12 protein-coding genes are annotated in these 13153 nt (G+C 38.7%); 5 read left to right on the top strand and 7 right to left on the bottom strand.

Annotated elements, in window-relative coordinates; genetic code table 11:
* Nucleotides 1–28 precede the first annotated feature (28 nt).
* The 5 genes from ACJJVW_RS06535 to ACJJVW_RS06515 form a co-directional block, all read right to left on the bottom strand.
* Entirely contained in the window at nt 29–718 is a 690-nt protein-coding gene (locus ACJJVW_RS06535) for a hypothetical protein (protein WP_339846316.1), read from the bottom strand.
* Between the two features lie 21 nt (nt 719–739).
* Complete coding sequence (locus ACJJVW_RS06530; protein WP_405251123.1) at nt 740–1690, bottom strand: OmpA family protein; 951 nt, start codon at nt 1688–1690, stop codon at nt 740–742.
* A 289-nt stretch (nt 1691–1979) separates the two neighbouring features.
* Nucleotides 1980–3533 carry an aldehyde dehydrogenase family protein gene (locus tag ACJJVW_RS06525; RefSeq protein WP_405251121.1) on the bottom strand — a complete coding sequence of 518 codons (1554 nt, stop codon included), beginning with the start codon at nt 3531–3533 and terminating at the stop codon, nt 1980–1982.
* A 184-nt stretch (nt 3534–3717) separates the two neighbouring features.
* Entirely contained in the window at nt 3718–4254 is a 537-nt protein-coding gene (locus tag ACJJVW_RS06520) for a 3-hydroxyanthranilate 3,4-dioxygenase (RefSeq protein ID WP_339846323.1), read from the bottom strand.
* Nucleotides 4255–4376: 122 nt separating this feature from the next.
* Complete coding sequence (locus tag ACJJVW_RS06515) at nt 4377–4871, bottom strand: CAP domain-containing protein (protein WP_298323589.1); 495 nt, start codon at nt 4869–4871, stop codon at nt 4377–4379.
* Nucleotides 4872–5087: 216 nt separating this feature from the next.
* Between ACJJVW_RS06515 and ACJJVW_RS06510 the strand changes: the two genes are divergently transcribed.
* The 3 genes from ACJJVW_RS06510 to ACJJVW_RS06500 are packed head-to-tail and all read left to right on the top strand — an operon-like array spanning nt 5088 to nt 7126.
* Nucleotides 5088–6158, top strand: a complete 1071-nt coding sequence (locus ACJJVW_RS06510; protein WP_405251120.1) for an isoaspartyl peptidase/L-asparaginase family protein — start codon at nt 5088–5090, stop codon at nt 6156–6158.
* Between the two features lie 59 nt (nt 6159–6217).
* Nucleotides 6218–6565, top strand: a complete 348-nt coding sequence (locus tag ACJJVW_RS06505) for a hypothetical protein (protein WP_405251119.1) — start codon at nt 6218–6220, stop codon at nt 6563–6565.
* Nucleotides 6566–6598: 33 nt separating this feature from the next.
* Nucleotides 6599–7126, top strand: coding sequence for a GNAT family N-acetyltransferase (locus tag ACJJVW_RS06500; protein WP_405251118.1), 528 nt, complete (start codon nt 6599–6601; stop codon nt 7124–7126).
* A gap of 4 nt (nt 7127–7130) precedes the next feature.
* Here ACJJVW_RS06500 and ACJJVW_RS06495 read toward each other — a convergent pair whose 3' ends face one another.
* Nucleotides 7131–7595, bottom strand: coding sequence for a CBS domain-containing protein (locus ACJJVW_RS06495; protein WP_013750774.1), 465 nt, complete (start codon nt 7593–7595; stop codon nt 7131–7133).
* A gap of 129 nt (nt 7596–7724) precedes the next feature.
* Here ACJJVW_RS06495 and ACJJVW_RS06490 point away from each other — a divergent pair, with 129 nt between their 5' ends.
* Nucleotides 7725–10094, top strand: coding sequence for a M28 family peptidase (locus ACJJVW_RS06490; protein WP_405251117.1), 2370 nt, complete (start codon nt 7725–7727; stop codon nt 10092–10094).
* A gap of 91 nt (nt 10095–10185) precedes the next feature.
* Nucleotides 10186–10989: an NAD(P)H-binding protein gene (locus tag ACJJVW_RS06485; RefSeq protein WP_405251116.1), complete on the top strand. Its 804-nt coding sequence runs from the start codon at nt 10186–10188 to the stop codon at nt 10987–10989.
* Nucleotides 10990–11064: 75 nt separating this feature from the next.
* On the opposite strand, the gene ACJJVW_RS06480 is transcribed toward ACJJVW_RS06485, so the two are convergent.
* Entirely contained in the window at nt 11065–13125 is a 2061-nt protein-coding gene (locus tag ACJJVW_RS06480) for a M13 family metallopeptidase (protein ID WP_405251115.1), read from the bottom strand.
* Nucleotides 13126–13153 lie beyond the last annotated feature (28 nt).

The following is a 13153-nucleotide window of genomic DNA, read 5'->3' as shown; positions in this document are numbered from 1 at the left end:
TTTTTTAATATGGAATATATAGAGCTATTTACGCCTTACCGTAATCATGCTCATCTTGCCATTTTTTGAGTTCTGCCCATTTTCCTAGTGCTGCCATTTCTGCTTGCATAGGCCATGTCCCTGGGCGATGTATTTCATAGCGTTTTCCACCAGAATTAAGTACTTCTTGGCACTTCTCTACAGAGGTGCTTGCTAGTGCTGCCCATGTTTTAATATCGTGATTATGGAAGAGCTCTGAGATTTTTGGACCTATACCCTCTACAATGGTGAGATCATTCTCTCTTACTTTTTTCTTCCCGTAGGCACCTTTTGCAGCTGCTGCATCAAACGGTACGCCTATAATACCTATAGATGGTGATGGTTCACTAGTATTTGTATTTTCAATAACTGTTTTACTTGTAGCTGCCCCTGCCGCAAATGAACTTGCGATGCTCGCGGTACTAGTTGCCGCTAAGGGAGCTTTTTTTGCTAGACTAAGCTTAGACTCACTTGAAGCTAAATCTGCCTCTAAGGATGCAGTTTTACGAGTACACGCATCTAGATCTGCTTGTAGAGATGCTGTTTTACGCTTGCAATCTTCAAGATCTGCGCTGTAGTCTATTGTCTTGATTTCTTTATTTTCATTGCTAGTCCATTTGCGTAAATAGTATCCTAAAATACCGCAGATGACACCTGCGATGAGTGGCCATATCCAGCAAGCTATGTTTGAAAAATCCATAATTATTTTGTTTTTGGTCTGTTAGTTTAATGTGATGACTGCGCGTCTATTTTTATTACGTCCCTCCTCGGTATCATTTGTTTCAATAGGGCTGCGCTCTCCTTTTGAAACTGTTTTAATTTTTGATCCCGGAATACCGTTGTTTGCGAGGTATGCCTTAGCAAACTCTGCTCTTTCTAATCCTAATCTATCGTTAGTTGTGAGGCTACCTTGACTATCTGTGTGTCCTTCTACAGTGATGGTTGCACCTTCTTTTTTATCTAGATAACGGCTTATGTCTCCTATTTGTAAGCGTTGTTTCTCGCTTAGCGTTACAGAGGCTTCTCCATAATCGAAGTACAATACTAGTGGGTCTGCTCTTAGGCTATTCTCTATATCTTGTAGTGCCGTATTAGTAGCATCAAGATCTGCATTTGCCTGATTAAAGATCCTGTAGTCTACAGGGCCTTTGTAAACGTTGCCATCGGGAACTAGTGATGAGCGTAGCTCTCCATACGTATTAATGCGGCTAGAAGGAATTCCTTTGTCAACAAAATAATTTTTTACAGAATTAGATCTCGCAAGTCCAAGATCTGCAAATGCTGAGGTGTTTTTTTCTTCACTGTCATAATATCCTGTGATGTCTATCATTTTATCTTCATTACCTGTGGTCTCAAAGTATGTTTTGAGCTCAGCTACGCCATCTGTAACCTTCCCAGAAATAGGAGGTAATATTGAAAATGATGAAGTGTTGAAGTTAAAATTGTCATTGCTTGTAAAAGCAAAATTACCGTCAGGTCCTTTAAGGTTAAAGGCCATTGAGGTTGCTACTTCTGGAGTAGCTACTGCAGAAGGATTGTCAATTGTTTTTTCTCTTTGATTGTTTTGCAAATCACTATTTCCAGTGGTGTTGCAACAAAAAATCCATGCGAGAATCATACAAATAACAATCGTAAGCAGCATACCTAGTAGGTATCCCGTTTTCTTACTCATTTGGTTGTTTTTTAGGTGATTACTGTTTCTTAAAGTTAGTTAAAATATTAACACTTACAACTTTTTAGGTTTGATATTCAGCAGATTATGTATTTCCCCGATAATTTTAAGAGATTAATCGAGTAAAAATATCAAGTTCAAGCGCAAAACGTAGGTTATATACTGTTTTGCTTATTGTGAGAAGAGTGGGCTTGATGTGTTCAATTTTTCGCGAAAGCGCATAAAAAAACCGCTTCCTTTAATGGGAAACGGTTTTGAAAATAAGTAGTTACTTAAAAGATATAGTCTCTTATAAGTCAAATTTAATTCCTTGAGCAAGCGGTAGCTCGGTTGTGTAATTAATAGTGTTAGTCTGTCTTCTCATATATACTTTCCAAGCATCTGATCCGGACTCGCGGCCTCCTCCAGTGTCTTTCTCACCACCAAAGGCTCCACCTATCTCTGCACCAGAAGTACCTATGTTTACATTTGCAATACCACAATCTGAACCGGCAACGCTTAAGAAACGCTCTGCCTCGCGAAGATTGTTAGTCATAATAGCAGACGAAAGTCCTTGTGCAACTCCGTTTTGAAGCTCTAAGGCATCCATTACATCACCTTTGTATTTTAATAAGTATAATACAGGAGCAAAAGTCTCGTGCTGTACAATCTCATAATTATTACTAGCCTCTGCAATCGCTGGCTTTACGTAGCAACCGCTCTCATAACCTTCTCCACTAAGAACACCACCCTCTACAATAAGGTTTCCACCTTCTGCAACCACACGTTCTAGTGCGCTGTTGTAATTAGCAACTGCATCTGTATCAATTAATGGTCCTACGTGGTTATTTTCGTCAAGAGGGTTACCTATGCGCAACTGGCCATATGCTTTTACAACGGCGTCTTTTACTTTGTCATACATACTCTCATGTATAATAAGACGTCTAGTAGATGTACAGCGTTGTCCAGCAGTTCCTACAGCGCCAAAAACAGCGCCAATTACTGTCATTTTAATATCTGCGTCTGGAGTTACAATGATTGCATTGTTTCCTCCAAGTTCTAGTAGTGAAGTTCCTAGACGTTCTCCTACAGTTGCAGATACCTTTTTTCCCATACGAGTAGAACCCGTAGCAGAAATAAGAGGGACACGCTTATCTGTAGTCATCATCTCACCTACTTTGTAATCTCCATTTATAAGGCACGAGATACCTTCTGGCATATCATTAGCTTTAAGAACTTCGGCGATTATGTTTTGACAAGCAACACCACAAAGCGGTGTCTTTTCTGATGGTTTCCATACACATACATCTCCGCAAACCCAAGCAAGTGCTGTGTTCCAAGCCCAAACAGCTACTGGAAAATTAAATGCCGAAATGATACCTACCACACCTAGCGGGTGGTACTGCTCATACATTCTATGTCCAGGACGCTCCGAGTGCATTGTAAGACCGTGTAACTGGCGAGAAAGACCTACTGCAAAGTCACAGATATCTATCATCTCTTGTACTTCACCTAGTCCTTCTTGATATGATTTACCCATCTCATAAGAAACGAGTTTACCTAATGGTTCTTTAACCTCACGAAGCTTGTTTCCAAACTGACGTACCATCTCTCCACGTGCTGGAGCTGGCATTGTTCTAAAGTCTTTAAACGCTGCAGTCGCAGAGGTCATTACTTTCTCGTAATCTTCTTTTGTGGTAGTTTTTACTTTACCTATTAACTGTCCATCTACTGGAGAGTAAGATTCGATAATGTCACCATTACCAAAACTTTTTTGACCTGTAGAGGTTCCTTCATTTATATCTGAAATGCCAAGTATTTTAAGCGCTTCGTCCATTCCAAAATCTTTTGCTACTGTGCTCATAGTTTTTTGAATTATTGAGTGAAGAAAACATACATAGCGATCTTACTCAATGGTTAATAATTTCTTTAATATACACCTGCTGCAATAGAGGTGTTGTTCTGAGTCAAATCTAAGGATAATTCAAAGGCTTCCATAAAAAAGGGCGTGTTATTAAACACACCCTAAAAATTATTCTGTTTTTTTACTAATCTGTAGTAAATCGCTCATCTACTTCCATAACGGTTCCGCAGTTATTGCAAGTTCTATGTTCTAAACTTCCGTAAAAATCTTTAAAGTGTCCTAAAAAGTCTTTTTCAATATCATTAAGCTTGAAGAAAACTTCATATAATTTATGATTACAGTTATCGCAGAACCATAATAAACCATCCTTACCATCAAGGTCTACTCTCTTGCGTTCTATTACAAGACCTATAGAGTTTTCATGCCTCACGGGTGAGTGTGGCACACCAGCGGGATGTAAATACATATCACCAGGACCTAGGTGCATAGTGCGCTTTACTCCCTCATCTTGCACGTGCACTTCAATAGTACCTTCTATTTGAAAAAATAGTTCTTCGGTCTCATTGTAGTGGTAGTCTTTACGAGCATTTGGGCCACCTACAATCATTACGATATAGTCACCTGCGTCTTTGTATAAGTTTTTATTGCCTACGGGTGGCTTGAGGAGATCTCTGTTTTCCTCAATCCACTTATTTAAATTAAACGGTTGTTGAATTGCCATAATCTTATTCTTTGTATAAAAATACAATTTATAGAAGTACGCTTTCGCGAAAGCGTAAAAAAACAACCCCGTCTACTGTTGTAAACGGGGTTGATAATCAAAACTGATTTGGGGGTATCTTTTTATCGTATAAATAATTGTGTATAGTAAGGTATTCCTGTTTCTGTCATGACGATGCCTACACCTGTATGAGTGTAATCACCTTCTATTGCCTGCTTATGAGCTGGACTGTTAAGCCATCCTTCTAGAACTGACTCTGCATCTCTAAAACCATAAGCAACATTCTCGCTCACCATGTCTGCCCCATTTTCTTGCAATATAGCAGCACGCTCATAAAAGTTATCATGACTAGCAGCATTTTGAGCTACCATATAACTAGAGTGTCCTACTGCAAGATTTTCTGAATCTGTATGCCACTGCAGAGCATTGAGACCTAGAGATGCCCTATAGTCATTAAGTACATCGAGTACCTCTTCGGCAAGCTCAATGTTGTTTTCTACTTCAATAGTAGTTTCTAAATTTGCAAGAGTATCTATCTCTGTAGATTCTTCGCTGGTGCACGCGCTTAGGAGGCACAACGCAACTAGTGCGTATAAAGTTTGGCTAATCAATTTCATAATTTGGGGTTATGAGTTTATTATGACTGCAATATAAAACTATTTTGCACTTAAACGTATATTTTGTGTATTTAATCGATGAAATACACAAAAAAAGTTGATTTGTAAGAAATTTCAAAGAATATGCTGTGTATTTCATCGATGTTTTTAAAAAATGCAGTTCGTTTTACAGATTCTTTCTCCTTATATTTAGGCACTTACAAAATCGTAATCTCTATGAAAAAATTAGTTTTTGGCATTATTTCGTGTTTTTTAATCATGTCTTGTGACATGCCAGTTAAAGAAGAAGCTTCTAAGGAAGTTGAAAATACTATTCCCGCAGATCAAAAATTTGGTCTTGTTATACATGGAGGAGCTGGCACTATTCTTAAAAAGAATATGACAGATTCACTAGAAAAAGCATATCGTCTTAAGCTAGAAGAAGCTACAAAGGCTGGTCATAAAATTCTAGCCGATGGTGGAACTAGTATGGAAGCCGTAACAGCAGCTATAAATATTATGGAAGACAGTCCTTTATTTAATGCAGGAAAAGGTGCTGTTTTTACACATGATGGTACAAATGAGCTTGACGCAAGTGTGATGGATGGTAAGACGCTTAATGCGGGAGCCATCTCTGGAGTAACAACAGTAAAAAATCCTATTGATCTTGCAGTAGCCGTTATGGATAAGTCTGAACATGTGATGCTAAGTGTAAAAGGAGCAGAGCAATTTGCAAAAGAGGAAGGACTAGAAATTGTAGATCCTTCCTATTTCTATACAGAAAGGCGCTTCCAGTCATTACAGAAAATAATAGATAAAGAAAAAACACAACTCGATCATGATGGTGATAAGAAGGTGGCATTTATGGATCCTTATATAAAGGACAGTAAATTTGGAACCGTAGGTTGTGCGGCGTTAGATAAATATGGCAACCTGGCTGCAGGAACTTCCACAGGAGGAATGACTAATAAACGTTACAATCGTATAGGTGATGCTCCTATTATAGGTTCTGGTACGTATGCAAATAATGCTACGTGTGCAGTAAGTAGTACTGGGTGGGGAGAATTTTTTATAAGAGCACAGGTAGCTCATGATATTTCGGCAATGATGGAATATAAAGGAGTAACGCTCCAAGAAGCGGCTAGCGAAGTTATCCAAAAGAAAGTTCCAGCTTTAGGTGGAGATGGAGGAATTGTAGCGATAGATAAAGATGGTAATGTTGCGATGGAATTTAATACTGCAGGAATGTACCGCGCTCATATGAATGCTAAGGGTGACTTAGATATCAAGATTTATAAGAATAATTAAAGAGTATTAACCTCATAATATGGACAACTGAGCTTTGAGCTCAAGTATCTAGCAAGTATATGGAAAGAGCTTGTCCCGAGTGTGGAGATAAAATCATAGGTCGCGCAGATAAAAAATTCTGTAGCGACTCATGCCGTAATTCGCACAATAATAATCAAAATAAGGACTCAAAAAATACTATGCGCAATACTAATAATGTGTTGCGCAAGAATTATCGCATCTTAGAGAGTCTCAATCCAGAAGACAAAACGAGAACTACCAAGTCTAAGCTCAATGCAGCTGGGTTTGACTTTAATCTATTTACTAGTATTTATACTACAAAGGCTGGGACTGTGTATTACTTTGTGTATGATCAAGGGTACTTACCGCTTGACGGTGATTTTTATGCGCTTGTGAAACGTGCATAACATTACAGCATACTCTCAATTTTTAAATTAATTATGACCTACCACATAGAAACAGAACACCTAATCTTACGCGAGGTTCGAATAGAAGATACAGGAGGTATGTATCTTCTAGATAGCGATGCGTTGGTACATGAATATTTAGGTAAAAATCCTATTACTTGCATGGGAAAGGCGCGAACATATGTAGACTACATTCGTATGCAATATGAAACCTACGGTATAGGTCGCTGGGCAGCGATAGAGAAAAGCACAGGAAATTGGATAGGGTGGACAGGACTCAAATATAACTTTGAGCAGGAAATGAATGGCCACACTAACTTTTATGATATAGGCTATCGTTTTATGCCTGAGTATTGGGGTAAAGGTTATGCAACCGAATCTTCAATCGCGGCAAGAGATTACTTTTTTGAACATTTTCCAAATACAAAACTCTGCGGCATGGCAGAGTTAGGGAATAAAGCATCTTGCAGAGTACTAGAAAAGATAGGTCTCGAGCGCAAGAATAATTTTATATATGAAGCCCAGCAAGTAGAACTCGCTTGGTTTGAAAAAATGCCATAACAGCTTATTTCCAAGTCTGACCGTTGAGTGCTAGAGCAGCTTTAAGAACATCTTTTTGGCTTATCTGCCCTACAAGCTTGCCGTTTTCTACAATAGGGAAACGTCTGTGTTTTGACTCCAGAAATTTATTTGCCGCATCAAAAACATTCATATTACCATCTATCGTATCCACATTAGTCACCATGTGATTAGATACCTTCATATTATCCATAGGCATATTGTAGTAGCGGCTTTCAGAAATTTGCTTCATACAGTCACCTTCAGAGATAATACCCAGTAGTTCGTTATTTTCATTAACCACGGGACCACCAGAAATCTTGTGTTTAATTAAGTTGTTCATCACTTCAAGCACCGATTGATCAGGAGAAAAAGTAATGAGCTTTCGGCTCATGTAATCACTTACCTTAATGTCTGTAGCGCTACTTTTGGTGTCCTTTGCGCGCTTACCCATAAAACTTTTAATTGCCATAACTTGCTGATTTTGTTCTCTTAAAGTTAGTGATTTAATTTTAATCTCTGAGGTTACGCTTTCGCGAAAGCGTACTCAAGCTCATAAATTCGTATTTTACAAGCACCAAACCAATAGATTGCCTTCTCAATGAAACGTTTATCCCATATTATTTCATTTATTCTAGTGTTGTTTTTAGTATTTGTGAGCTTTTACTCACTCATGCCTAAGACTATAAGTGATAAAGAAACTCCGCTTACAGAATTTTCTACGGCAAGAGCATTATCACATTTAAAAGTAATTTCGGCAAAACCGCATTTTGTAGGTACAGCGGCACATACAGAAGTGCAACAATATATTGTACAAGAACTTCGCAAGCTTGGTCTAGAGCCGCAAGTACAAGAAGGTTTTGTAAATGAGGAATGGAATGGATACAGTAATCTAACAAAGCCTCAAAATATCCTAGCGCGCATAAAAGGAAGTGGTGATGGTAAGGCACTATTACTTATGTCACATTATGATAGTGCGCCACACAGTGCATCTCATGGCGCAAGTGACGCAGGTTCTGGTGTGGTAACTATACTAGAAAGTGTAAGAGCTTACCTTGCGAGCGGAGTCACTCCTGTAAATGATATCATAATCTGCATTACAGATGCCGAAGAAATTGGCTTAGATGGCGCTCAGCTTTTTGTAGATGAGCATCCATGGGCAAAAGATGTGGGACTGGCCCTCAACTTTGAAGCACGTGGTAGTGGTGGACCGTCAAATATGATTGTAGAAACTAATCACGGTAATAAAAATCTCATTAATGGATTTATGGAAGCAGGAGTGGAGTATCCCGTAGGGACTTCATTAATGTATAGTATTTACAAAATGCTGCCTAATGATACGGACTCGACTGTCTTAAGAGAAGATGGCGATATCGATGGATTTTTCTTTGCATTTATAGATGATCATTTTGACTATCATACGGTAAATGACACTTTTGAAAACTTGGATCGCAAGACACTAGAGCACCAGGGAACTTACTTAATGCCATTACTCAAGCACTTTGCAGCTGCAGATCTTACCAATATAAAGTCTGATGAAGATTATGTATACTTTGATGCTGCTGTGGCCAACTTTGTTGCATATCCATTTTCATGGATCTGGCCTATGGTAGCAATTGCAATTGTTCTGTTTATAGCATTGCTAGTTTATGGATTTAAAAAGGAACAATTGAGGAGAAAATATGTCGCTATAGGTTTCAGCACTTTCTTCCTTACATTAATCTTAGGAGGAGGGCTTTTTTACCTATTATGGGAGTTATTAAAGTATGTATATCCTAGTTATGAAGACATGTTGCCTGTTTTCATCTATAATGGTCACTGGTATATTATTGCCTTTGCGTTACTAGGTTTTAGTTTATGCATGGGTATTTATCATAGGCTCACCGTGGCACAAAACACGGCAAGTAATATGGTAGCTCCACTCACCATGTGGCTCATCATTAATATACTCGTTGCAGTTTATTTAAAAGGTGCTGCCTTTTTTATCATTCCTGTATTTTTTGGGTTAATTGCTTTTTATTTACTTATAGCACAACGCAAGCCTAGTGTGTTGTTACTTGTCTTACTGTGTGCTCCAGCTATATTTTTATTAGCTCCGCTAGTACAGTTCTTTCCTGTAGGTTTAGGACCAGATATGCTCTATGCGAGTGTAATCTTTTTGATACTCCTTTTTGGATTAGTATTGCCAGTATTTGGTTTATATAGAAATAAGAAGTTCTTAGCATATTTGAGTTTGCTAGGAGCGCTCGTTTGTTTTGGGATTGCACACATGAACTCAGATGCTGCCGTAGATCGTCAAGCACCTAATAGTCTTATTTATTATCAAAATACAGATACAAATCGAGCATACTGGGCAACATATAATAAGTCACTTGATGACTGGACAAAAGGATACCTAGGCGAAAACCCAGAGCAAGCTGCTATGTACATAGGTAATGCTGCAGGTAGTAAATACAATACTCCATATACCTATGCAAAGGAAACTGCTGTAATCGATTTGCCAGAAAGTACGGTGCAGCTAGATAAAGACACGCTGGTAGATGGGTTGAGGTATATGACACTTATAGTCACACCTAATCGTACTGTGCATCAAATGCGTATGTACACAGCTATAGAAACTCCTTTACAGCATATTTCTTGGAACGGCGTTGCTGTAAAAGCAGATAGTACTGAGACGCTTTATAAGAAAAGAGGTAGCAAAGGTATTTTAAGTTATTACAGAGAGAAAAATGACAAGCTGGAGTTTAAATTTGCAGTTCTAGAAGGTGTAAATCCTAAATTTACACTCAAGGAGTTCTCGTACGATTTATTAGAAAACCCAAAATTTACAGTTTCGGCGAGGCCTAATACTACGATGCCAAAACCATTTGTACCTAATGATGCTATCATAGTAGAGCGTACGATTGATATTGCTGAGTACGCTTTCGCGAAAGCAAAAAATGATACCATCAACACTGGTGTAGAAGAGTAATGTCATTGTTGATAAGAGTATAGAAGTAGCTAATTATTATAGCTGCTGCTGAAGATTTAAACGAAAAACCCTAGTTATTGCTAGAAAATAGATGAATAAAAAAATTACAATTGCAGGTTTAGGGTGGCTTGGTAAAGCACTTGCCACGAGGCTCCAGCTTATGGGGTACACGGTAAAAGGAAGTGTTACAGATGCAGAGAAGGCAAAAGATCTTACGAGAAGTAATATCGCTGCATATCCCGTAATAATAGCAGAAAGTGGTGTCTCAGGTTTAGTAGAAACTTTGCTTGCAGATACAGATGTGCTACTCATTATGATCCCACCAGGTTTGAGAAAGAACACAGGTGCAAACTATGCTCTTAAAATGGCGCATTTTCTACACGTGATTGAACGGTCTGAGGTTAAAAAAGTGATTCTTATAAGTAGTACCTCTGTTTATGATGATGCTCAAGGTAAGGTGACAGAGAAAGATGCTCCACAACCCGATACAAATGCGGCTAAGCAGTTATATGATGTAGAACAGATATTTTTTAACACGCCGGCTTTTGAGACAACGATTGTTCGTTTTGGAGGATTGTTTGGTGGTAGTAGAAATCCTGTAAGGTTTCTTGCTGGACGAAAGGGATTAACCAATGGTGATGCTCCAGTTAATATGATACATCGAGAAGACTGCATTGGGATTTTGACGGCGATAATCAAGCAAGATGCCTTTGGTCACATTATAAATGCGGTGTCCCCTAATCATCCTACAAAAAAAGAGTATTACACAAAACAGGCTATTGAGTTAGGTCTCGAGCCACCAGAATATAGTCAAGAAGAGTCATTGTCTTTTAAACAAATAGATAGCATTACAGTAGACAGTGTTTTAAATTACGAGTTTACGGTACAGCTTTAATAACGAAAGCAATAAGCATAAAAAAACCGCCTCGATTGAGGCGGTTTTTGTTTTCGCGAAAGCGAGTATATTATATTACCAGATGCGAACTCTCTTCTCAGGAGCTAGGTAATTTGCATCTCCTTCTTTAATATCAAAAGCTTCGTAGAAAGCATCAACATTTAATAAAGGTTGTACCGCACGTACCATTCCTGGAGAGTGTGGGTCTGTCTTTACTTGTGTTCTTAATGCTTCATCACGGCTCTTAGTTCTCCATACTGTTGCCCAAGACATGAAGAAACGTTGCTCAGGAGTAAACCCGTCAATGTTTTCTGGACGTCCATTCTCTGCATAGTATTTCTGTAATCCATCATAAGCTCCAAGTACACCACCTAAGTCACCTATGTTTTCACCTAGCGTGAATTTTCCGTTTACGTAAACGCTATCAAGTACCTCTACAGCGCTGTACTGCTCTGCAAGTGCATTACCACGAGTTGTAAATGCCTCAAGATCTTCGGCAGTCCACCAATTTTTAAGGTTTCCATCTGCGTCAAAACGTGATCCGCTATCATCAAAAGCGTGAGAGATCTCGTGACCAATTACAGCTCCAATTCCTCCATAATTTACAGCCTCATCTGCCGTATAGTTATAAAATGGAGGTTGAAGTATTGCTGCTGGAAATACAATCTCATTGTTAAGTGGATTGAAGTAAGCGTTTACCGTTTGAGGAGACATTCCCCACTTAGACTTATCTACAGGCTCACCTATTTCATCATAATTTTTAAGTTGACCCCATTTACCTACAGCCGTCATATTTTCAAAATACGTCTTATCTGCCGCTACGTCCATTGTTGAGTAATCTTCCCACTTATCTGGATATGCAATCTTAACAGTAAATTTATCAAGCTTCTCGATAGCTTTTTCTTTAGTTTCTTCACCCATCCAGTCTAATTTTTGGATACGAGATTTGTAAGCATCAATAACGTTTGCAATCATTGTTTCTGCCTTTGCCTTTGCTTCTGGCGGGAACTTAGCATCTACATATAACTGACCTAGCGCTTCGCCTACAGAACCATTTACTGTTGCTAGTGCACGCTCATCTGCTGGGCGTTGTTTTTTTGCACCGCTTAAGTACTTACTATAAAACTCCCAATTTGCAGTTTCTATTTCTGTACTCAACCTCCCTGCAGCGTTATTAAATGTATCCCAACGAACTAGTGTTTTGATATCTTCAAGAGAAGTTTTTTTGAGGAATGTATCTAGAGCCTCAGTATATTTTAATTGTGTCACAAGAAGCGTGTCAAAATCCTTCTTGATACCAAGATCTGCGATCATCTTTTTAAGATCTATAGATGTGAGCATCTCATCTGCTTGAGCAACAGAACGCGGATTGTTAAAGTTACGAGCATCGCGGCTCTCTACTTTATCTAATCTAGGAGTAGCTAGTGCAGTTTCCATTGCAAGAATTTTATCGGCAGCGGCAGTTGCATCTACTTCAGAATCTCCTAGCATTTGAAGCATGCGTGAGATATGTTTTACATATTCTACACGTATTTCTTTAGACTTACCATCTTCTAGTAGGTAATAATCACGATCTGGTAGACCAAGACCATTTGCACCTAAGTACACAGTGTTCATAGAGCTATCATTAAGATCTGCTCCGGCTCCTATGCTTAAAAAAGGTGATGATACAGCAGGGTTAGTAGCTAGTACTGTCTGTAATTCATTTAAGTTAGTTACACCAGCGATTGCATCTAGTGCAGGTTGTAGTGGTGTAAGCCCAGCTTTGTTACGAGCAACAGTGTCAAGCTTTGTGTTGAAAATAGCTAGTGCTTTTGCTTGATCTGTACCTGCTGTGTATTTTCCGCTTTTTTCAGCCTCAGCAAGTATTTCTAAAACATCTGCATCTGTAGCTTTACGCAGTACAGAAAAACCTCCCCAGCTAGTGCGGTCATCTGGAATTTCAGTGTTTTTCATCCAAGATCCATTTACATAATTGTAAAAGTCTTGATTAGGAGCAACTGTAGTATCCATATTCTCTAGTACAATACCAGGAATTTTTTCAACTTGAGCTGTCTCTTTAGTTTCTTCTGTCTTACAGCTTACAAGCGTAAGAGCACAAGTAGCCACGATTGCAGCCGATTTATAGAGTTTCATAGAGTAACGTTATTAGGTTATTTTGAAT

Source organism: Dokdonia sp. Asnod3-C12 (assembly GCF_045063975.1).
GTDB lineage: Bacteria > Bacteroidota > Bacteroidia > Flavobacteriales > Flavobacteriaceae > Dokdonia.
This window is presented reverse-complemented; position numbering and strand designations above follow the sequence as displayed.